Source organism: Clostridium arbusti SL206 (genome assembly GCF_000246895.1).
Taxonomy (GTDB): domain Bacteria; phylum Bacillota; class Clostridia; order Clostridiales; family Clostridiaceae; genus Clostridium_I; species Clostridium_I arbusti.
In genome coordinates, this window is the sequence record NZ_BAEV01000037.1 from 1 (window position 1) to 23,326 (window position 23,326).

The window sequence follows — 23,326 nt, forward strand, 5'->3', positions numbered from 1 at the left end:
TATCCTTGGAACCTGCTTCCTTGCTCAATTCAAAATATTCGTCGCATCTTTGACTTACTATTTATTTTCACATGCCTAACAGTTAATTTCAACAATAACAATCTATAGATCATTTACAGAAATACTACTCTATTTTTCAATAAGAAGATAAACATTGTAATTTTATATCTTTCCTATAAATTCTATACTATATTAATATTCTTCTTATTAATATTTAGGAACGTTTTTAGTAAAAATATCAAATAAAATCACCTGAAAGGTTATTTAAAAATATAGAATAACCTTCCAGGTGATTTTAGAAATTAATTAGTGTAGATAAGTAGTATTATTATATCTCACTTGGTATTATCTTGTATACATATGTACTTTCATTGACAAAAGGACTATCATGAACAAAAAAAACCAAACCATCTATTGGCGCCAAAAGTTTTTCATGTACTGTTCCGTCATAGGGATCAATAATCTTACCTAAAACTTCTCCATGAATCACATGATTCCCCGCCCTTTTTATCCTCTGCAAAATTCCAGATTTAGCTGAAATAATTGAAGAAACATTACTAGCCCTAATTACTTGAGAAACAAATCCTTCCTCTAAAGAACAATTACATACTCCCATTTTAGTTAAAAAACGAATAATAGAACGAATTGCTATTTCGGCAGCAGGTTCATCAATTTCTGTAGTTTTTCCAGCATAAAAAGAAAAAGCCGATGTACCCCATAATTGCCAATTATAATTTAAAGTTGTAGTATCATAGGGCCTACTTTCTCTTATATATACATAAGGTAGTCCAAATTCCCGCGCAATATCTGGCTTCTCGTATCCAGTATGCATCATACGAATATGTGGAACAAATTCACCAGGCATATAATAACTTGGAAACTGTATACCATAAGTATAATTTTTAACCTGTTCAAATACATTATATGCAATTCTCTGAGTAGTTTCTCCTAAATCATATCCTGGAAACATTCTATTAATATCTGTATTATCCAAAGACCAAAACCTTTTTTTGATATTCATTGAATAGTTATTTACTGTTGGGATTATTAGGATCTGCTTATTTGATCGTATTTTCCCTTGTTCTTCTAACTTTTTAAAAACTGCAACAAGACGTGAACAGACATATATTTGTTGAGCTTCATTTCCACGAGTAGCACCTACAATTGCACAAGCTTTCTCTGATTCTTTATTATCATAATCTCCAAATGTAAAAGCTGTAATCCTCATTGTATCTCTATAGGGAGATTCCAATTTAAATATTGTTTCCCTCTTCATTTGATATAATCTCCTCTCCAATTAACCTGGCTACAAGTGACCCTGTATAGACTATTGGATATTCTCTTAAAGTAAATACCATTCCGTTACAAGGAGAAAGCACCTGTTCCCTTATCTTACCCTCTAAAGGATCCAGTATATGTCCTATGGTGTCACCCTTCTTTATAGTAGTACAATGTCCTATGGATGGGACAAAAATACCGGATGCAGCTGAGTTAACAAAAAACACTGAGTGCTCCATAGAATTAATAGCTTTATGAGGTTTTGATATATTTTTAGTTTCTCCACACCATATACCCATTTCCTTCATAACATTAAAAATACCATCTAAAAGCTGATCACCATAATCTTTTGTTATCCTCATTCCAACACCCATTTCAACTACAATACAAGGTGTTCCAATTGTATTAAGTGAATGAGCTAATGTTGATTCTAATACTGTTGCAGCTGTATGAATCCAAAGAAAATCTAAATTTAATAGCTTAGCAAATGGTAATAAACTGCTAACCGTATTTTCATTAATCCTAGCTTGCGGAATTTCACGAAGAAAAATATTACTTGCATGAATGTCTATAACAAGGTCTGCCCCACGAAGACTCTCAACGATATTATGAGCCACTTTTGTAACCATTGATCCTTCCTTATTTCCTGGGAATATACGATTCATATCAAGATCAAAACTAGGTATTCCCCTAGAGATGGAATCAATTCCAAGTGGATTTAAGGCTGGATAGATATCTATTATTCCCTTTACAAATTGCGGGCTTTCTTGAAGTTTTTTTGAAAGTTCATAGCATATATACTGTCCTTCAAGTTCATCTCCATGAGTTCCTGTAACAATACAAATTCTACTAAATGATTTTAGATCTGCTCTAGAACTATTTTCTGGAGTATATCGACATCGCTTAATTTCAAGTGCTTCATCTACGGGAAGATTCATAGATGAAATTGTCTCTACTTCTTTACCCATTGATTTCACCAACTTTAGCTGATATTTGTATTTCCTGTTGAACTTCTTTATTTTCAGAAACAAAACAGCCTCTATCTACAGTACAATCAGAACAATCCCGTCCACTAGAAATTTTAATATAACCATATTCAATTATTTGATCATTTGTAGGATCAATTCCATACCATGAACTTCCATCATAATATTCAACCCAAGCATGAGTTTTTCCCTCACCCATCATTAATCCTGCACAATAACGTGCCGGAATTTTAAGGTTTCGTAAAAGTGCAATTGTTATATGTGCATAATCCTGACATACACCTTTTCCCTGATGAAAAGCTTTTGAGGCAGTGGTTTCAGTATCTGTTGATTCTAAAACATACTCCATTTTATTATATACAGCATGACTTACAGAAATAGCTTGTTTTTGAACGCTATCTTCTTCTGGAATACTAAGAGTGAAATCTTCCATTTCTTTACTCATAGTTGTGCTATGTGTCTCATATAAAAATATTCTATCTAGAATCTCTGTTGACTTATATCTGCTGAGCAGTGCCTTTCCAGCAACCTTATATTCAAATAATTCATGTTTGTCTTTAATACTTCCCGATATAGTTCTATTACCAAAGGAATCTTTGTTAAAACTACAATTCACATCTGGTAATACAGATATTTTTTCATCATATATTCTTTGAAACTGATACTCTCCCGGAAGGCATTTTAGCATAAAATGTTGATTTGAAATTTTATTTTGAAATTTTAATTTTGTTTTAAATGAAAATTCATACCTTTTCAATGATCTATCCCCCATCCGGACAATTCACTAATATAATTTTTAATAGAATTATAATCTATACTATTTTCAATATCCATAAAATTAGTTTGTCTATCAATACATTTGCTAGTTTTTAGATGCTCTACATAACGTGAAAGCCTTTGAACTGATGCCTTTATAATTGTCTCATCCTCACTAAAGCGACTATAAAGTTCTACTCTTTCTGTATACTTTCCCGTCTTTATAAGATCTCTAGTATTATTATCTACTATATAGTCATCCACCGCTCCCCAAAATGCAATTAAATCATCTGTAACACGCTGTAAATTTAAAATTACGTATTCATTATCTTCATAACATTTTTTCAAATCATTACATGCTAATTGGATATATGATAGAGTTTTACTTGTGAGCATGTCTCTAAGAACTACAGCATTATCATAGCTCCTTCGAATATAGTATGCTATACTAATCTCACTGTTTTCATCAGAGATAAATCGCCTTATAAAATCCTTTTTATCTTTATAGTCATTATCTATTCCAAGAGTAATACAAAATTCTGAATAAGCATCTTCATTTTTATCTACCATTTCGTCATAAAGTCGTCTTAAATATCCAATTGTAGTATAGGCTCGTTCTGCATATCTGCCAAGCCAATAGAGATGATTTGCTTTATTTATTGAGATATTATCCATGTATCCTTAAACCCTCCTCCCTGTGAAGAATTCACTACAAATGAATCTGGATTACGTGAAAATCTAGTTAATCCACTCTTCCATACATCAATGTCTCTACCATGCACTACAAAGGAACGAAGATCTGCTTTACGTGGAACAGTTTTATCTCCATCTACAATCAGAAGATCTAAGAAATCTATAACTTCCTGAGCTATAAATCTACGTGGATCATCTATTATAATGCTTCTTAAATTATTTAATTCTTCTTTTGAAAGGTCCCGTCCAAATATAACACCATATCCTCCAGATTCGCTTACATCTTTAATTACTAGCTTTTCAATATTATCTAGAATATATTTTTTGTCCTTTTTAAAGTACGGAAGATAGGTTGGAGCATTTCTTAAAATGGGTTCTTCTCCTAAATAGTAATGAATCATAGCAGGAACAAAATAATAAATCCCCTTATCATCTGCTATACCATTTCCAGGAGCATTTATTAAAGCCACATTCCCCTTACTGTATGCTTCCATAATATGTGGAATCCCTATTACTGAGTTCTGCTGAAAAACCATAGGATCAATGTATTCGTCAGACACCCTATGATAAATTGCCCCTACACGCTGACGTCCACCATTAAAATTATTATAATACGCTACTCCATCAATAACTTCTAAATCCCCTGGAAAAGCAAGCACTGCTCCAATTTTTTCTGCCAGATATGAATGTTCAAAAAATGCAGAATTATAACGGCCTGGTGTTAGTACAACATTAATGCCTCCACAATTTACTTCCTGGAACATTTTAGATAAAATAGAAGCATAATTACGATTTTCACATACCTTATTTTCTTCAAAAGTCTGTGGGCTAATACTTCTAGTAATTTCTCTTGCGATCATTGGATAAGATGCACCAGAAGGAATACGCAAATTATCCTCTAGTATATACCAATCATCAGCAGCTTCCACAAGATCAATACCACATATATGAGAATATATGCCCTTAGGTGGAGTAATACCACAACATTCTGCTAAAAACCCTTTAGAAGAATATACAAATTCCTCTGGAATTACCTTATCTCTTAAAATACATCGATTGGAATAGATATCCTTTAAGAATAGATTAAGTGCACATACCCTCTGAATTAAGCCTTTTTCTAGACTAGCAAATTTGTCTGACTCAATAATTCTAGGTATGGCATCAAAAGGAAATAATTGCTCAATGAATTTATTATCTTTATAAATGCCAAATTTAACTCCATAGCGCTCAAGCCACTCATTAACCAACTTAGCATGTTCATGAAGTAGTTTCAAAAAATCACTTCCTTTATTTAACAAAATAATTAAATTGGATTACAATAATTGCAAATAACCGTAAAAATTTTTAGTAATATAGTATACAATAGTAAAAATTTATATGCACATACTTTTACCTATATAAACAAAATATACTATATCAGTAAATAAATCAATAGGATTGATAACTTGATATGAATTAAATAATTAATTATATATTTTATTAATAAAATTTATCCTATAACAGCAACACGTTCCTTGATAATTCATCTAAACTTAGTTGGATTATAAACTCCAACTAAGTAAGATTCATTGATGAATATACTAAGGATATTCTATGTATTATTATATATTTTAAAAGATTATATATTGTGTTATAATATAGTAGAAATTTTACATTATAAATCTAAGTGTTAATAAGGCATTGAAAATAAATACCTAGTCAGTATGTTAGCATCTTTGACTTATTATTTATTTTCAGATACTTAAATCATACATAAATTAACTAAAAAGGAGTTATAAGAATGGGGCTTAAAGAAAAAATACAAAATTATTATACCAAATCTTATATGAGTAAATATGGGGATAGACTTACACAGGCACAAGGCAATGTAATATCTATAAAAATTGAAGAAAAGTCAATTTTGTGGATCTTTCATAAACTAGTAGTTACTTTAATTTTAAAACCTGATAGAAGTAAAAATATTATAAGATGTAATTATAAGAGAAATAAATGGTTTAAAAAACCAGAATTTATGACTATAAATCAAGGAAACCTTTTAGTTGTTCAAGGTGTAAAAGGAGCAAAGGGTAAAGAAAATAGAGAAACTATAGAAATAATGAATATTAGAAATATGACCACTAAAAAAGATTTGGTTAAAATAGATGGAAATACTCCTAAAACTGTCAGGCAAGTGAAAAGGTATAAATAAAAATAGTGCTGTCTCATTACTTTGAGACAGCACTATTTTTTTACTTTTTGTTGAATAATAAATAAAGACTATTAATCATTGATATGAATCCAGAAAAGAATATTATTATAAGCCATTGACCTATATTCAATGCACTGGTGTGAAAAACAGTACTTAAAAATGGTACATATATAACAGCCATTAACAATGCTATGGATAATGAAACCGCACCTACTAAATAAAGATTTGTAAATAGCTTAATTTCAAATATAGAGTGCTTTTCTGATCTACATTCAAATACATGAATCAGCTGAGACATTATAAGTGTTCCAAGGGCTATAGTTCTAGATGTCTCAAGACTAAAGTGAAAATATTTACCCACTAAGAAGGAAAGAACAGTACAAACACCAATAAGACATCCTCTTATTATTATCTTTTCCTTTAATCCTCTTGCAAAAATACTCTCATCCTTAGCTCTTGGTTTTTCATACATTACATCTTTATCTGCTGGATCTACTCCTAGTGCTATAGCGGGTAATCCATCAGTAGCTAAATTAACTAATAGTATTTGTATAGGCAATAGTGGTGTATCTAAATATAGCAATGATGCTAAGAACATAGTTAATACCTCACCTAAATTACAGGATAAAAGATATCTTATAAACTTTCTTATGTTATTATATATTACTCTTCCCTCTTCAACAGCAGAGACAATGGTTGTAAAATTATCATCAAGTAATATCATAGAACTAGCTTCTTTTGTAACATCAGTTCCCGATATCCCCATAGATATACCTATATCAGCTTCTTTAACTGCCGGAGCATCATTTACTCCATCTCCCGTCATAGCAACTATCTTATTTTTTCTTTTAAAAGCTCTTACTATTCTCAGTTTATGTTCAGGACTAACTCGTGCAAAAATTTTGGCTTTATCTATTACTTTAGATAATTTTTCATCGTCTAATCTATCCAGTTCCTCACCAGTTATAACTTCTGATATATCACTACAAATATCTAATTCTCTACCAATGGCAAAGGCTGTATTTTTATGATCACCAGTTATCATTATAGGCTTTATACCTGCCTCTTTACATTTTAATACTGCTGGCTTAACTTCTTCCCTAGGAGGATCAATCATACCTGCAAGTCCCAAAAACACAAGTTCCTTCTCCTGATTATTTTGAGTTAAAATTCCTCCATCTCTATAAGCAGCTCCTATGCATCTCAAAGCCTTATTTGCCATAGAATCTACAGCTGACTGTACTCTATTCTTATAATCAGAAGTAAATAATTTCTTTTCACCATTTACAAATATATATTTACATCTTTCAATAATTCTTTCAGGAGCTCCCTTTACATAGGATATTTTATTACCTTGTTCACTTAAGATTACAGACATCATCTTTCTATTTGAGTCAAAAGGTATTTCACTTATTCTTTTAGCTTTATTTAAAAATCTTTTTAGTTCATCAATACTGCCAAAAAATGCTTTTATTAAGGCTGTTTCTGTTGGATCACCCATAAGAGCCTTATTGAAATTTTTTTCATTATAATTTAGATCACTGTCATTACAATAAGTAAAAACTTTTTTTAATTGCAATAGTTTATTCTCTTTAAATGAATTTTCACTATACATTTTTCCATCATAATAGATTGATTTTACAGTCATAACGTTTTGTGTAAGCGTACCCGTTTTATCACTACATATTATTGAGGTACATCCTAAAGTTTCAACTGCTGGCAGCTTTCTAATCAGTGCATTTCTCTTAAGCATTCTTGATACACCTAATGCCAAAGCTACAGTTACTATGGCTGGTAATCCTTCTGGAATAGCTGCTACTGCAAGGCTTACTCCAAGCAAAAACATCTCATATTTATCCTGCCCTCGTACAATACCTAGTGCTGTAACTATTACACATATGATAATACATAGTATTACAAGTATTCGTCCAAGAGATGCCAATTTTTCTTTTAAAGGGGTTTTTTCTTCATCTATACCTTGAAGTAAATTTGCTATTTTACCCATTTCTGTATTCATACCTGTTTCAACTATTCTAGCTTCCCCTTTTCCTGTAAGTACAATAGACCCCATATATATGCTGCTGTTTTCAGCATTATTTGTCTTTTCTACTCCAACGGATTCACCAGTTAAAAGTGATTCATCAACCTTTATATTTGATGCCTGAACTACAATAGCATCTGCTGGTATTTTATCTCCACTTTCAATCAAAATCAAATCTCCAGGTACTAGATCTTCTGCACTAATTACTTGTATATTTCCGTCCCTTATGACTTTTGCAGTAGGTGAAGCCATTTCTTTTAGTGCTTCCAAAGATTTTTCTGTTCTAAATTCTTGAACAAATCCCAAAATAGCATTCATAATAATAATTATTATTATAGTTGCTGCATCAGCTTTCTCCCCCATAAGACCAGATATAATTGTAGCTCCTATAAGAACCCAAATTATAAAATCATTAAATTGTGATAGAAATATAGCTGCCGCCGAAATAGTTTTCTTCTTCTCCAGTATATTTGCACCATATTTTTTTATTCTCTCTTCTGCTTCTTCGCTAGTTAGTCCCCTATAGATTTCCTTTTCATTAATCATTTTCTCTCCTCCTGCCTTGGCATCTTCAAGTAAATAAACACATCTATGACCTGTTATCTTCTTTCTTACGCCTTAGTCCCATTATTAATTTCACCCTTGTCCATTTCTATCTATAAATAATATATGTTAATATATACACGTTTTATGAAAAAAATTTCACTCTTTTACTTTACTTTTATAAATGTAAATTATAAAATATAGTAAGACAATTATGCTAAGGCATCTGTGAAAATTTTCTTATTTTCAGTGATTCTATTCATATGAGGATTGGAAAGTTATTTTAAGGAGGACATTTATTTATGAAAGATGTAATTTACATAACAGGACACAAGAATCCAGATTCTGATTCTATATGTGCCGCTATATCCTATTCAGAATTTAAAAACAAAACTGGTAATGTACTAGCAGTTCCTTTAAGACAAGGGAATCTAAGTAGAGAAACTAAATTTATTCTTGACTACTTTGGTGTTGATGAACCTGAACTTAAAACTACTATGAAGCTTCAAGTTTCAGATTTGCCTTTTGACAATATAGATCCAATACATCCACATGTATCTTTAAAAAAAGCTTGGTCTATAATGAAGGAAAACAATGTAAAATCACTACCTGTAATTGATGAACAAGGTAAATTAAAGGGTCTTGCTTCAATTTCAAATTTGGTATCAACTTATATTGATAATTGGGATGATAATATCCTTGCAAAATCAAATACTAACATAAATAACATACTGGATGCTCTATCTGCAAAGGCTGTTTATCTAAATGAAGAAAATCCTAGTTTCCCAGGTAAAATTGTTGTTGCAGCAATGCTTCCTATTAGTGCTGAACAGCATATTGATAAAGGTGACATTGTAATCTGTGGAGACAGACAAGATACTCAAGCAATTATTATAGATGAAAAGGCTTCTCTTATGATAGTGGCAGGTAATCATGAAGTTAGCCCTGAAATACTTGAAAAGGCTAAGAAGTCAGGTACTTCAATCATTTTAACTCCCTATGATTCTTTCACTACAACTCGACTTATAGTTCAAAGTATTCCAGTAAGTTACATAATGAGTAGTTCTGATATCATTACTTTTAATACATCTGACTATGTGGAAGATGTAAAAGATGCTATGTTAAAGACAAGATATAGAAGTTATCCTGTACTAGATGAGTCCAATAAAGTTTTGGGTACGATTTCACGTTATCACCTTATTTCTAAAGATAAAAAGAAACTCATACTTGTAGATCACAATGAAAAGTCTCAGACAGTAGATGGTCTTGAAGATGCAGAGATTCTTGAAATCATTGATCATCATAGACTTGCTGATATTCAAACTGCTTCACCAATGTACTTTAGAAATCAACCTGTAGGAAGTTCATGCACTATTGTGGCTTCAATTTTCTTTGAAAATGGTATAACACCATCAAAGAAAACAGCTGGTCTTCTATGTGCTGCTATGATATCTGATACTTTAATGTTCAGATCACCAACAACAACGCCTACTGATAGAGACGTATTAAAGAAACTAGCTAAAATTGCTGAAATTGATCCTGAAGATTTTGCAAGTAAAATGTTCAAAGCTGGTACTTCTTTAGAAGGTAAAACTGTAGAAGAAATATTCAATCAAGATTATAAAGTTTTCAATTTATCTAATTATAAAATAGGTGTTTCACAAGTTGGAACAATGGATATTGAAGGTTTTGAACCAATGAAAGCTTCAACTATTGATTATATGGAAACTAAAGCTAAAGATGAAAATTTCAATGTTCTTCTTCTACTTTTAACTGATATATTAAAAGGCGGTTCAGAGCTTATAGCTGTTGGTCCAGACCAAAATCTTGTTTCAAAAGCTTTCGAACTTGAACTTGATAACAACTGTGCCTATGCTCCAGGAGTTCTTTCAAGAAAGAAACAAGTTATTCCACCATTAACAACTGCAATTGAATCATTAAATGAATAAATTTTAAAAAGCACCTGCTATTATTGCAGGTGCTTTTTTGCAGGTTCTTTTAAAATAAGCTTCAAAACTTGGTATGCTATGTGTACTTGCGATATCCATCCTTAGAATACTAGTTTAACTTTCATAAGCGGATGGTTTTAACTTACTTACATATATCACAGGTTTTAAAATAAGCTTCATGGGCATGGTATGTTTGTTGCAGATATCCTCGAGTGAATATTAGAAAAACTTAACTTGGCGGCTTTAAAATTCGTTAAGTGACTTTTACTGTTTGAGCGCAGCGAGTTTAAAAGTCATAGAATTTTAAATTAAGCCAAGTTTAGCTTTTCTTTATGAAAGGAGGGATATCCTAAATAAACATACCATGCCCAGTACTGAAGATTATTTTAAAATTATACTACCTAGATTTTAAGTTGTTTACCATTCCCCACATTTCGTCTGCGGTAGTTAAGCTTTTGGTATTAAGTTCAAAAGCTCTTTGAGCAGCAATCATATCAGTCATTTCTTTAGTAATATCTACATTTGACGTTTCAGTATAACCTTGCATTATGTTTGTATTATTTGAAACAAATATTTGTGCTCCATTTTTAGGTGTATACAAATTATTACCTATAGAAGTCAATGAATCTTCACCTATGGTATCATAAACATTTATCTTTCCTGCAACTACATCTCTATCAGGTTGTTTTATACTTACCGTTCCATCTTGCGAAACAATAAAATTATTCCTTGTAAGTGGTACAGTACCATTAGTAAAATTTACTTCTAATATATTTCCACTTTTGTCCACTAATCTCCCGTTACCATCTAAGTTAAAATCGCCGCTTCTCTCATAGGCAGCTGTTCCATCAGGGCGAGTTACTTTAAAATAACCACTACCATCCAGTGCTAAATCAGTACTTTCATTGGTTTGTGTCAAATCTCCTTGTGAATTATCTCTTATCCAATCTGTAGCTCTTACTCCAGTACTATTTTGTGGTTCATTATTAATACCGTTATTATTATTGATATTTGTAGGATAACCTAACCTATTCATACTTTCAGATACAAGATCACTGAATTGTACTCTTTCACTTTTGTACCCATCTGTATTCATATTAGCTATGTTATTTGATATTGCATCTAACTTTTGCTGTTGTGCATTCATGGCACTTCTACTTGTCCACATTAATCTATTCATTATGTTCACCTGCCTACTTGTAATATTAATTATATGAATGACTCCTACTTATAGATATTTACCTCACAGTTCCAACATCATTAACTGCCTGGCCTAAAGTTTCATCTATTGATTGTACAACTTTTTGTTGAGTTTCAAAAGTTCTCATAGTAGACATCATATTTACCATTTCATTGGTTGCATTTATATTTGATTGTTCTAAAGATTTTTGCTTAACAGAAACATTTGCATTATTTATTGGATTTTCACCTTGATATAGATTGTCTCCTACCTTTTTAAGGGTGTTATAATTATTAAAATCTACAGTTCCAAAGGAATAAGAAGGTCTTCCATCAATACCTATGTTTCCATAGGCATCAGTAGTTATTTTACCGTTTCCCACAAGAATTCTCTCTTGATTTCCTGTATTACTATTTCTTCCCATGACATAGTCTCCAGTGTCATTAACTAAATATCCTTGCATATTTACATGAAAATGACCATCTCTTGTATAGTAATTTTGATTTTCTACTCCATTATCTCTATTTACAGTAAAAAATCCTCTACCATCAATAGCAAAATCTGTATCAGAATCTGTATTCTGTATACTCCCTTGAGTAAAATCTGTTGCAGTTTCATCAATTCTACTGCCTAAACTCAAATTTCCTATAGTCTGAGTGTAATTTATACCATTATTAATTTTACTTTTATTTTGAATAAGTACATCGTCAAACTTTTTAATGGCAAGATTATCACCTTTAAATCCAACAGTGTTTGAATTTGCCATATTATTTGTTATAACATCCTGTTTAGCCTCTTGTGTTATCATTCCTGATACAGCAGTATATAAACTTCTTATCATTTTTTCACATCCTTACTGTTTATTACTTTCATGTCTTCTGGATATCTCATACCATAAGACGAAGCTTTAGTTTCTATTTCACCCTTACTTAAATTTATGGCTGATTTTGCTGTGATCATAAAGCAAGTGGCTATTATCATTCCAATACCAATTCCTAAAAGAACTTTTCTATCTGAAATAAATTCAATAAACGCTTTTATTTTATGTATAATTTTTGTATTAATAGCACTTCCCCCTTACCTATACCCAGCTTCTTTGATATACTGTCTACAGATAATCCCTCTTTAATAAGTTTTTCTATGTCATCAACTTTAGCATTGTTTATTTCATTATTATCTCTATATTCATTCTTATTAATTTCTTCAGCTTTGTCAATAGTTTTTACTTTTACATCATCTTTATAATTAGAAATTTCTATTGAATCCATTTTATTGTTATTTAAAAAATTAGTTTCTATATCTCCATAGGATATATTCTTATCATTTTCATTGTAATTTTTATCTAATCTATCCTTTAATCCTTCTACTTCCTTTTGAAGTTCAAACACAGTTTCTGCGAATTCTTTTCTAATTTTTCCAATTTCCACATCATAGTCTTTCATATTAGTGGAAGCATTATCAAAAACATTTTTAAAACTATTTTTTTCTCTTTTCACGACTTTAACATTTATAGCTATTAACAAAATTCCTATAATCAATAATACTATTGTGGTCATTAAATCAACTCCAACTATTGATATTTTAACTTTTTAAGAGCTTGCCTAAGGTGTACAATAGCTCTTGAATGAAGCTGACAAACTCTGGACTCCGATACAGACAACACACTTCCTATTTGCTTTAGAGTTAGTCCTTCATAATAATATAATGAAAGAACAGTTTTATCTTTTTCATTCAGGATATCTAATGCCTTTGCCAGGTATTCAAGCTTTTCTTTTTCTTCTAAACTCTTTTCAGGACTTGGACTATTTTTATCTTCAATAGTTCCAATTAAAGGCATATCATCGTCTTCTGAAAAAATCAAATTTTCAAGAGATGATACAGACATATAGTTTATATAGTTTTCAACTTCTTTAATTTCAGCTATAGTCCCCCCAAAAGCCTTTGCAATTTCAGCATCTGTAGGATCTCTTAAGAGTTCATTTTGCAGCATTTCTATAACTTTATTGTATTTATTCAATTTATCCATAGCCCCTTTTGATATAGGACTATTCTTCCTAAGTTCATCTATCATGGCTCCCTTTATTCTAATAGAAGAATAAGTTGAGAATTTCATACCTTTGCTCTTATCGAATTTATTGAAAGCATCCATAAGTCCAACCATGCCATAGCCTACTAGATCCTCATATTCTATATATCTACTTTTACCTATTATAACTCTGGATGCTATATATTTTACCAATGGAATGTATTTTTTAACTATTTCTTCTTTGGTACCAAAGGCCCCTGCTATAGCCATAACCGATCACCCCTTTAACTTTTTTTCATCTGTTCACGCATTATCTTAAATATATAGGCCACAACTTTCTCCTGTGTTTTATTATCAATATTAAAGAAATTAAATCCAGATACATATAAATTGCTATCCATATCTTTAAACACTCTAATACAATTACACAATACAAATATATCTTCTTTTTTAAATGGAATCCTTATTATAATAATATCTCCCTTTTCAAAGCTTATCGGTGTTTTAAGCCTTAAGCCGCCACCACTTAAATCAAGCATTAACGCCTTTTTAAAATCTTTAGAATCCTTTATTAAGCTTCCAAATTCACTATTAGATATACTTTTATTAACCTTTAAATAAGATACATCTTTTATTAAGCTTACTCTAAAAAATCTTCTTCTTTGTATTTTTTTTATATTCTCAGGAATAGCCAAGAGTATCATAGGTATTCTATCCATCTTTCTTCCTATAACAACAGTATTAAACCCATATAAATTATTATCATCATAATACACCGCTGTAACTTTTTCATCTTTGTTAAGTGGTGCATATTCACCCCTACATATGGGTATACTTATTCCTATATAATCTTTATCAGTTTCTTGTATATTGCTTTTATAAACTTTATCATTTATAAGAATTTCACATTTTGAATTTATACTAAAGTTCACATTAACACTCATCACTATAACTCCTTATGAAAATATATTAAATATCTTTTTAAATAGTCCTTGTATTCCTGTGCCAGTTTCACTGCTGCAGTCACCTACAAGTAAATTTGCTATTTTATTTATATCCTGTGCTGCCATGCAATTTGGACTTCCAATTATAAAAGGTTCCTGACTTTTTACTGCCAAAACCAATTTTCTATCCTCAGACACATTTCCAATATATTCTGTATTAATATTTAAAAAGTTTTTTACAGCATTTTGAAATTTATCATAGGTTTCTTCTGCTTCATTTTTGTCAATAGTTCTGTTTATAACTATCTTAGTTTTTGATTTTATTTTAAAATGAACTACTGCTTTTAAAAGACTATAGGAATCCATAAGAGAAGTTGGTTCCGGTGTTACAACTAAAATCAGTTCATCACAACAGGATATAAATCCTAATACACTTCTATTTATTCCAGCACCAGTATCCATTATAATATAGTCTAAATCCTCTAGTTTTGATAATTTGTCTAAAAAATTATTTCTCTGGGTGTTTGTAATTTCATTTACTCTTGCTACACCAGATCCTCCTGGTAAAAGCTTAACTCCAAAAGGTCCCTCAACAACTACTTCATCTATACTCTTGTTATTAAATATAATATCAAACACATTATATTTAGGTAAAAATCCCATTAGTACATCATCATTTCCCATGCCTACATCCGCATCAAAGACCAAAACTTTCTTACCCATTTTTTGGATGGCTATGGCTAAATTTACCACAAGATTACTTTTTCCTACACCACCTTTACCAGAGGTAACAGTGATGATCTTTGGTCTGTTATTATCTTCATTCCCTTCTGTAGCCATTTGCCTTAACCGCTGTGCCTGATCTAACATATACTATCCACTCCTGTAACAAGATTTATTATCTCATTTATATCTAACCTCTTAATATCATCTGGCACATTTTGTCCAACTGACACATAGCTTAATGGCTTTTGTGCCTCATTCAGTATATTTAACATAGATCCATAAGTTGTAGTTTCATCTAATTTTGTTATTATTATATTATTATAATTCAAAACTTCATAACCCTCAACAATTGACTTTATATCACTATTTTTTGTAGTACAACTCATTACTAGATGCAAATTATCAGAATGTGTTTTATCAATAAAGGCTCTTAATTCAGATATCTGCATTTTATTTTTACTGCTTCTTCCTGTAGTATCTACTAGCACCACATCACAATCCTTCATACTGTCTACAGCAGCTTCCATGTCTTTTATTGAAAACACCACTTTAAAAGGAATATTCATAATATCAGCATAGGTTCTAAGCTGATCCACAGCTCCTATTCTATATGTATCTACAGTTATTAGTCCAACTTTCTTCTTTTCAATCAGGGCAAATCTCCCTGCTAATTTTGCAATGGTAGTAGTTTTTCCCACTCCAGTAGGTCCAACTAATACCATAACCCCATTATCTTTAACCTCAGCTACATTAATCATATGACCTAATACCTTTTTAATCTTTTCACTTTCATCTATGTCACTTTTATCTAAACTTACTCTACTTATAATTTCTTCAACTAAGTTCTCTTTTAAATCATAATTTCTAAGATTTTTATATAGCTCACTTTTCCCATTAAAAAGATTACCCCCATTACTTGCCATGCTGCTTAACATGGTTTTCATTTCTCTCATTTCACTAATAAGGTCATCTTCTCTTTCTGTTTTAATTTTAGGATTATTGTAATCTTCTACAGAAGCCTTTGTAATATCTGTATTCTCTATTTTTTCTACACTAAGCTTACTGTTATCACTATGCTTATCCATGGCTTTTTTAATAGCTGCTAAACTATCTTCCATAGGCCTACTTGTAGTATTCTTTTTATTCTCAATCTTTTTATCATTCTTAGTACCATTGTCAACTGCTGCAGTAACTTCCATAACTTTCTTTGAGAATAACCCTGTAAACCCCTTTTTTCTTATTTTCCTTTGGCTTATTATAACAGCATCTTTTCCAAGCTCATACCTAATCCTTGTCACAGCTTCACTCATGTTATTTACTATATATTTCTTTATAATCATTGTAAGCTGACAACTCCTTCAGTTTTTATTTCGATTTCATTAGGTATCTCATTTAGTGATAAAACTGTAATATTAGGGAATACCATTTCTATAAGCTTTCTAACCGCTGGCCTAATCTTTGGAGAAACCAATATTGCAGGTTGATTTTCTGGAAAATATATGGTATTAAGTGCATTTTTTATTGAATCAAGAATTCTTGAAGTAGTATCTGGATCTACCGCTGGGAAAGAACCCTGCATAGATTTTTGTATGTTATTTGCTATAACATTTTCAACTTCTGGTGCAAAGGTAGCCACCACAATTCTATTATTTTCATCTACTAATGGATTACATATACTTCTTCCGAGAGCTATTCTTACATATTCTGTGAGTAGTTCTAAATCCTTTGAATTCCTTGAATTATCTGCAAGACTCTCCAGTATAGTTACCATATCTTTAACAGGTACTTTTTCTTTTAATAAATTTTGAAGTACTTTTTGCACTTCTCCAATAGTCATAAGGTCTGGAATAAGTTCTTCTACTACAGCACTATATCTTTCCTTCATTGAATCTATTATTGTCTTAACTTCCTGTCTTCCAAGAAGCTCATAAGAATGTGATTTTATAGTTTCAGTTAAATGAGTTACCATTACTGTAGTAGGGTCAACTACAGTGAAACCCTTAATTTCAGCATCTTCTCTCTGATCCTTATTAATCCATACTGCTGGAAGGCCAAAGGTTGGCTCAATAGTTTTTATGCCTTGTATTTCTCCACTCTCACCGCTAGGATCCATGGATAAAAGCATACTTGGCATAAGTTCTCCCTTAGCTACCACAGTTCCTCTTATCTTTACTACATATTCATTAGTTTTTAATTGTAGATTATCTCTTATTCTTATAGGTTGAACTACAATTCCCATTTCTATAGCGCATTGTCTTCTTACAGATGCAATTCTTTGAAGAAGATCTCCTCCTGAAGCTTCATCTGCCAGTGGAATAAGTCCATAACCTATTTCTATTTCCATTGGTTCTACAGATATTAAATTCATAACATTTTCAGGCTCTTTATTTTCTTGTTCAGTTAATTCCATATTCATAGTTTCTTCCTGAATTATCTCCTGAGCCTTTTCATCCTTATATAATAAATAAGCACCTACCCCACATGCAATTGCTAGGATAAAAAAAGGTAAAAAAGGTAGTCCTGGTATAAAGCTTAAAAGTAAAAGTATGCCCGCTGCTATCCCTAAAACTTTAGGATATCCTGTAAGTTGTCCAACTACCTGCTTACCAAAGTCCTCATCATTACCAGAACGAGTTACCAAAATACCTGTAGCAATTGATATTAAAAGTGCAGGTATTTGACTTACAAGTCCATCACCTATAGTAAGTCTTACATAAGTTTGAGCAGCCTCTGCAATAGGCATATTTAGCTGTACTGCTCCAATTACTATTCCAGCTAATATATTTATTAAAACTATTACAATACTTGCTATAGCATCTCCCTTAACAAATTTAGAAGCACCATCCATAGAGCCATAAAAATCAGCTTCACTCTGAATCTTCTTTCTTCTATTCTTTGCCTCAGCATCATCTATAAGTCCTGCATTGAGGTCAGCATCTATACTCATTTGCTTACCAGGCATAGCATCTAGTGCAAATCTTGCAGCAACTTCTGCAACTCTTCCAGCACCATTTGTTATTACTATAAATTGTATTACTATTATAATTAAAAATATTATTATACCAACTAAATAATTTCCTCCTACAACAAAACTTCCAAAAGCATTAATTACATCTCCCGCATTAGCTTGACTCAATATAAGTCTTGTAGAAGAAATATTAAGTCCTAATCTGAATAGTGTAGTAATAAGAAGTAGGGTTGGAAATACCGATAATTGTAAAACCTCTGTAGTAAACATGGTTATAAGTATTATAATTATTGCAATAGTTATATTTATTACTATCAAGACATCTAACATAGGTGTAGGCAGTGGTATTATTATCATAAGAACTATAAACATTACTCCAACTGCCACAAGAATATCCAAGTTGTTTTTTAACTTAAAACCGCTTTTCTTGTCATTACTCATTTGTTATCTCACCCTTTACTTCTTTTTCATTTTATATACTAAAGCCAATATCTCTGCCACCGCTTGATACATATCCATAGGTATTTCTCCATCAATATCTACCTCTTTATATATAAGTCTAGCTAGAGGCTTATCTTCTATAATTGGTACATTATTTTCTTTTGCAATATCCTTTATCTTAAGAGCTATTCTATCTGCTCCCTTTGCTATGACAACAGGTGCACTGCTCTCTCCTTCTGTATACTTAAGAGCCACTGCAATATGTGTTGGATTTGTTACTACCACTGTTGCCTCTGGCACACTTGCCATCATTCTCTTTGCAGACATCTCCTTCATCTTCTGCTTTCTCTTTGACTTTACTTCTGGATCTCCTTCATCTTGCTTAAATTCTTCCTTTATTTCCTGCTTTGTCATCTTTAATTCCTTGTTATGCATAAACCTTTGATATATATAATCTGATATGGAAATAACAAGCATAATTATGCAAATTCTAAATAAAATTCCTGTGAAAATTCCCTTTAATGCATAGGGTAGAGAAGCAAATGTAAGTGTATTCATTATAAGTAATTTATCCAAATTATCTCTTACAAATTGATATCCTACAAAGCCCACAATAGTTATAAGTATAACATCTTTAAAAAGTTCCACCACTGTTCTTGAAGAAAAAATCTTTTTAAAGCCCGATATTGGATTTAATTTTTTAAAGTCAGGTTTTAAGGTTTCAGTAGTAAAGATGAAACCTGATTGAATGTAGTTTGCCAGTACTCCTAAAATCAGAATTGGTACTGCAAACATAAGAAATATTACACCTATATTAATTACAGCAAATATGAGTATATTATGTATTACATTATAATTTAAGTCCCTGTTTAAAGAAGTATTTAAATAGGAAAACATCATGTTTCTAAGTCTATCATAGGAGAAATTCCCCATAGTAGAAATAACCAAAGTGGCTCCCATAAGAGTAAGTGCTAGAGCCACTTCTTTACTCTTAGCTACTTGACCTTTTTTCTTTGCATCACTTTTCTTTTTAGGTGTAGCCTGCTCTGTTTTATCTTCAGATGCAAATATAATAACTACTGCAGGTACTATATTGTATAGACCCTTCCAAAGATCTGGTATTAAGCTAAATGCACTCACTATAAGATTCACTATTATAGGTAATATAAGCATAAAAATTGAGAATCCTAAAAGTATCTTAACCGGCATTCCAAGAATCATTACATTTAGCTGAGGTACAGTTCTTGAAACAAGCCCCATCACTATATCCGTTATTATTAGGACTATTACTATGGGCATTGCAATCTTTATACCTATTATAAAAAATTGAACCAGGGCATTTAAAGCATACATGGCAGACTGATCACCTAATATAAATTTTCCTATATGTATTGTATTAAAACTATCTATAAGTGCTTTTATAAGTACATGGTGTCCATCAATTACAAGAAATACTACCACACTTAACATAGCTAAAATTCTCTCTATTAGTGTTTCGTTACTTTGAGTACTGGGATCAAATAAAGACATCATACTAAAACCAACTTGTACGTCCATAAACTGTCCTGCAATTTTACCACAAATAAAAACCAAATTAGTCAGATATCCAAGTACAAGTCCTGTTATTATTTCACAGGCACATTGCTCTATATAAATAAATCCATTATCAATTCCCGTGACACTACTATAATCTATACTTGATACAATAAAAAATGAAATTATAGCACAAAATGAAATTTTAATTGTATTTGGAAGCCCATTTGGAAACAGCACCTGAAGAGCTACAAAAAAAGTTATAATCCTTAAAAATACTAGAAAAAAGGCAGAAAAATAGGATAAATCAATCATATTATCACACCTATCTAGTTATATTTGCTATCATGTCAAATATTCTTTCTGTAAAACCAGTCATCATATGAAGCATCCATGTACTAGCTACTATTCCAACAACTGCTATGGCAAGAAGCTTTGGAACAAAGGTAAGTGTCTGTTCCTGTATCTGAGTTGTAGCCTGCATTATGCTTATAATGAGTCCTACCACAACGGATACAATTAAAATTGGTGCAGATATTAAAAGTCCTGTACTTATAGCATCCTTTAATACTTTCAAAAGCATATTCTCTGTCATAATAATTCTCCCCTCACGAAAAACTTAAAATAAGTGATTTGACTACTAAATACCAACCATCTACCATTACAAATAATAGAATCTTAAACGGCAGTGAAACCATAGCTGGTGGTACCATAAACATACCCATGGACATAAGTATACTTGCCGCCACAAAATCTATAATCATAAATGGTATAAATAATAAAAAACCTATTATAAAGGCTGTTTTTAATTCACTTATTATAAATGCAGGTATAACCACATGAATAGGAGTATGCTCCGTATCAGTCTTTGGATCCATTTTAGCTGCATCCATAAACAATTGAAGATCCTTTTGTCTTGTCTGCTTAAGCATAAAATCCTTTAAAGGTTTTTCTCCTATAGTAATTGCCTGTTGCTGACTTATCTGATTATTTATGTAAGGCTGAATAGCATTATTATTAATTGTAGTATATGTAGGCATCATTATAAAAAAAGTTAAAAATAAAGCTAGTCCAATTATCACCTGACTAGGTGGAGCATTTTGAGTTCCCAATGCATTTTTTAGAAAACCAAGTACCACAATGATTCTCGTAAAACTAGTAGTCATAATAATTATAGATGGAAGCAGCGTAAGTACTGTAAGCATTAGAAGAAGTTTTATATTATCCACATAATCCGTTGGACTTGACGCATTGTCTACAGATAAATTTATCTTTGGCACTGGTATACTTTGCGGCGCTGCATAGGTCCTATTATTAATAAAAAATATACAAAATAAAACTAAAATAGATATTATACAAGCTTTTTTCTTCATTGAAACCTTCCTTTTTAATCTTAGGTATTTTCAAAGAAATAATGAATCAGTGTATTGCCTTTACTGTATTTTTATTGCTATTTCTTTTTTTTCACCTTAATTTTATCCTTTAGTGTTTTTAAAAACTCACTTTTATTGCCAGTATTGAATTTATCTTTAAAATCCTTATAAAATTCGTTGAAATTTTTATATTGTGTGACTTTCTTTGACTCTTGAATTTTTTTTATTTCTTCGCTATCTAATTCCATTAGAATTTCCAGTTTGTTCCCTGCACTTGAGAAAAGGTACCCCCTTTCCCCAATTTTTATTAATAAAAGACTGTTTTCTTTAGTAAGTGTAAGCCTTTCTAATACCTTCATGTAGTTTCCATTTTGCATATTTTGTAGCTTGTTTCCACCATATTTTATGCTTATATATATTAAAGGTAAAATAAATAAAAGTGCAACTACAAGCTTAAAAATCATTAATAATATATTTGGCATTTTCTACCACCCTAATTATATTTTAGGCCTATTCAAATAAATAACCAGTCAGTACGCTAATATATTTAACTTGCTATTTGTTTTCATATGCCTTACTGAACTACTAATTCATCAAAATATATATGACTTATCTTTCCCTTTTTAAGCACTGGATTTACTGCATCGAGAATCTGTTGTTTCATATCATTTATACTCTTTTCATTTCCAGTAAAATCAGAAGCTTTTTTGCTTCTCAATACACTATTAACTGCATCACTTAAAATAGGTTTTTTATTTACATCTTCACTTTCAAGTTCAGCTTTAAGCTTACTATTATTTTCGTCATATCCAAAACTTACCTTTACCTTTAAATATCTTTGAGAATCAGTATCTGATAAATTTACTATAGCTTCATCTAAAGAGTAAGTATTTTCATCTGCCGAAGTAGTGGTAACTGGTGAAGCAGTATTATTTATATTACTTGAAGTGCTGGCTTGATGTAGTTTTGCTGCTCCTCCAAAGAAGAGAATGTAACCTCCAAAGGCTCCTAATAAAACAATTAATAGCACTAATAATATTATAATAATTTTACTAGCCCCACCTGTTTTATTTCCCTTATTCTTTTCACTCATGCGTTCATCTCCTTTTGCAAATAATTAAAAACATAATTTATGTATTAGACATTTCCCAAAAATAAACATTTCCTATGGAAATATACACACAGGCTTTATTTATAATTTGAATTATAAATTCTCTTTTTAAATAATATTATCTTATCTATAATTTCATCTGAAGTTTCCTCTACAAGATATTTATTTCCATTCATTAGCGTTATTACAGTTTCAGGTATTTCCTCAATTTTTTCTATATTATCTGAATTGATTATAAATTCCTTATGATTCATTCCGGTGAGTTTTATCATAAATTCACCTGCTTTCTTATATAATTGAAATAACTATTAAATATTTAACTTGTTATTTTTTACTCATGTAATAATTCAAAAAATATATTTGTACAATCAAAAGGTTAATTAATTATTAATAGTCTAAAACCTAAAGGCTAATACCATTAATAATTAACTCATCCCCTCTTTAATTGTACATTAGGCACATTCAAATAAATAACTAGTCAGTATGCTAGCCTATTTTAAATCCTACTGCGTCAACAGAACCCTCAGATAGCTTACTATCCTCAGAACCTGTTTCCTTGTTGGATTCAAAATATTCGTCGCATCTTTGAC

At 31.0% G+C, this 23,326-nt stretch carries 23 protein-coding genes; 2 read left to right on the forward strand and 21 right to left on the reverse strand.

Translation table 11 applies throughout. The annotated features are described in order from the left end of the window. Positions 1-328: 328 nt before the first annotated feature. The 5 genes from RH99_RS08560 to RH99_RS08580 are packed head-to-tail and all read right to left on the reverse strand — an operon-like array spanning position 329 to position 4,987. The gene (locus tag RH99_RS08560) at positions 329-1,276 is read right to left on the reverse strand and encodes a M14 family metallopeptidase (RefSeq protein ID WP_010236585.1); all 948 of its coding nucleotides are present in this window, start codon (positions 1,274-1,276) and stop codon (positions 329-331) included. After that, positions 1,254-2,246 (reverse strand): M14 family metallopeptidase, encoded by a 993-nt coding sequence (locus RH99_RS08565; RefSeq protein WP_010236587.1) that lies wholly within the window; start codon positions 2,244-2,246, stop codon positions 1,254-1,256. The genes RH99_RS08560 and RH99_RS08565 overlap by 23 nt, the downstream gene beginning before the upstream one ends. After that, the gene (locus tag RH99_RS08570; RefSeq protein WP_010236589.1) at positions 2,239-3,021 is read right to left on the reverse strand and encodes a transglutaminase-like domain-containing protein; all 783 of its coding nucleotides are present in this window, start codon (positions 3,019-3,021) and stop codon (positions 2,239-2,241) included. Before RH99_RS08570 ends, RH99_RS08565 begins: the two co-directional genes overlap by 8 nt. Then, positions 3,018-3,695 (reverse strand): alpha-E domain-containing protein, encoded by a 678-nt coding sequence (locus RH99_RS08575; protein ID WP_010236591.1) that lies wholly within the window; start codon positions 3,693-3,695, stop codon positions 3,018-3,020. The genes RH99_RS08570 and RH99_RS08575 overlap by 4 nt, the downstream gene beginning before the upstream one ends. Beyond that, positions 3,677-4,987, reverse strand: coding sequence for a circularly permuted type 2 ATP-grasp protein (locus RH99_RS08580; RefSeq protein WP_010236595.1), 1,311 nt, complete (start codon positions 4,985-4,987; stop codon positions 3,677-3,679). Before RH99_RS08580 ends, RH99_RS08575 begins: the two co-directional genes overlap by 19 nt. A gap of 506 nt (positions 4,988-5,493) precedes the next feature. On the opposite strand from RH99_RS08580, the gene RH99_RS08585 reads away from it, so the two are divergent. After that, positions 5,494-5,901: a hypothetical protein gene (locus tag RH99_RS08585; protein ID WP_010236596.1), complete on the forward strand. Its 408-nt coding sequence runs from the start codon at positions 5,494-5,496 to the stop codon at positions 5,899-5,901. Between the two features lie 40 nt (positions 5,902-5,941). Here RH99_RS08585 and RH99_RS08590 read toward each other — a convergent pair whose 3' ends face one another. Next, positions 5,942-8,488 carry a calcium-translocating P-type ATPase, SERCA-type gene (locus RH99_RS08590; protein WP_010236598.1) on the reverse strand — a complete coding sequence of 849 codons (2,547 nt, stop codon included), beginning with the start codon at positions 8,486-8,488 and terminating at the stop codon, positions 5,942-5,944. A 299-nt stretch (positions 8,489-8,787) separates the two neighbouring features. Between RH99_RS08590 and RH99_RS08595 the strand changes: the two genes are divergently transcribed. Beyond that, positions 8,788-10,434: a putative manganese-dependent inorganic diphosphatase gene (locus RH99_RS08595; protein WP_010236599.1), complete on the forward strand. Its 1,647-nt coding sequence runs from the start codon at positions 8,788-8,790 to the stop codon at positions 10,432-10,434. A gap of 397 nt (positions 10,435-10,831) precedes the next feature. Here the strand turns inward: RH99_RS08595 and RH99_RS08600 are convergent, their stop codons facing one another. The 15 genes from RH99_RS08600 to RH99_RS08665 all read right to left on the reverse strand — a co-directional run bounded on the left by RH99_RS08600 (position 10,832) and on the right by RH99_RS08665 (position 23,008). Next, the gene (locus RH99_RS08600; RefSeq protein WP_010236600.1) at positions 10,832-11,614 is read right to left on the reverse strand and encodes a flagellar hook-basal body complex protein; all 783 of its coding nucleotides are present in this window, start codon (positions 11,612-11,614) and stop codon (positions 10,832-10,834) included. A gap of 58 nt (positions 11,615-11,672) precedes the next feature. Continuing rightward, positions 11,673-12,455: a flagellar hook-basal body complex protein gene (locus tag RH99_RS08605; protein ID WP_010236601.1), complete on the reverse strand. Its 783-nt coding sequence runs from the start codon at positions 12,453-12,455 to the stop codon at positions 11,673-11,675. Then, positions 12,452-12,574, reverse strand: a complete 123-nt coding sequence (locus RH99_RS19895) for a hypothetical protein (RefSeq protein WP_279373749.1) — start codon at positions 12,572-12,574, stop codon at positions 12,452-12,454. Before RH99_RS19895 ends, RH99_RS08605 begins: the two co-directional genes overlap by 4 nt. 77 nt (positions 12,575-12,651) lie before the next feature. After that, complete coding sequence (locus RH99_RS08610) at positions 12,652-13,170, reverse strand: DUF6115 domain-containing protein (protein WP_010236603.1); 519 nt, start codon at positions 13,168-13,170, stop codon at positions 12,652-12,654. A 14-nt stretch (positions 13,171-13,184) separates the two neighbouring features. Beyond that, positions 13,185-13,910 (reverse strand): FliA/WhiG family RNA polymerase sigma factor, encoded by a 726-nt coding sequence (locus RH99_RS08615; protein ID WP_010236604.1) that lies wholly within the window; start codon positions 13,908-13,910, stop codon positions 13,185-13,187. Between the two features lie 14 nt (positions 13,911-13,924). Then, complete coding sequence (locus tag RH99_RS08620; RefSeq protein ID WP_010236605.1) at positions 13,925-14,584, reverse strand: flagellar brake protein; 660 nt, start codon at positions 14,582-14,584, stop codon at positions 13,925-13,927. A 12-nt stretch (positions 14,585-14,596) separates the two neighbouring features. Further along, positions 14,597-15,454, reverse strand: coding sequence for a MinD/ParA family protein (locus RH99_RS08625; RefSeq protein WP_010236608.1), 858 nt, complete (start codon positions 15,452-15,454; stop codon positions 14,597-14,599). Then, positions 15,448-16,650, reverse strand: a complete 1,203-nt coding sequence (flhF, locus tag RH99_RS08630) for a flagellar biosynthesis GTPase FlhF (protein ID WP_010236611.1) — start codon at positions 16,648-16,650, stop codon at positions 15,448-15,450. The genes RH99_RS08625 and flhF overlap by 7 nt, the downstream gene beginning before the upstream one ends. Then, positions 16,647-18,719 (reverse strand): flagellar biosynthesis protein FlhA, encoded by a 2,073-nt coding sequence (gene flhA, locus RH99_RS08635; protein ID WP_010236614.1) that lies wholly within the window; start codon positions 18,717-18,719, stop codon positions 16,647-16,649. Before flhA ends, flhF begins: the two co-directional genes overlap by 4 nt. 15 nt (positions 18,720-18,734) lie before the next feature. Further along, complete coding sequence (locus RH99_RS08640; RefSeq protein WP_010236616.1) at positions 18,735-20,567, reverse strand: fused FliR family export protein/FlhB family type III secretion system protein; 1,833 nt, start codon at positions 20,565-20,567, stop codon at positions 18,735-18,737. A 10-nt stretch (positions 20,568-20,577) separates the two neighbouring features. Next, complete coding sequence (fliQ, locus tag RH99_RS08645; protein ID WP_010236618.1) at positions 20,578-20,847, reverse strand: flagellar biosynthesis protein FliQ; 270 nt, start codon at positions 20,845-20,847, stop codon at positions 20,578-20,580. Positions 20,848-20,860: 13 nt separating this feature from the next. Further along, positions 20,861-21,625, reverse strand: coding sequence for a flagellar type III secretion system pore protein FliP (gene fliP / locus RH99_RS08650; RefSeq protein ID WP_010236620.1), 765 nt, complete (start codon positions 21,623-21,625; stop codon positions 20,861-20,863). 77 nt (positions 21,626-21,702) lie between these two features. Next, positions 21,703-22,107: a flagellar biosynthetic protein FliO gene (locus RH99_RS08655; protein WP_010236622.1), complete on the reverse strand. Its 405-nt coding sequence runs from the start codon at positions 22,105-22,107 to the stop codon at positions 21,703-21,705. Between the two features lie 92 nt (positions 22,108-22,199). Further along, positions 22,200-22,718 (reverse strand): flagellar basal body-associated FliL family protein, encoded by a 519-nt coding sequence (locus tag RH99_RS08660; protein ID WP_010236625.1) that lies wholly within the window; start codon positions 22,716-22,718, stop codon positions 22,200-22,202. 95 nt (positions 22,719-22,813) lie between these two features. After that, positions 22,814-23,008: a flagellar FlbD family protein gene (locus tag RH99_RS08665; protein WP_010236629.1), complete on the reverse strand. Its 195-nt coding sequence runs from the start codon at positions 23,006-23,008 to the stop codon at positions 22,814-22,816. Positions 23,009-23,326: the final 318 nt, after the last annotated feature.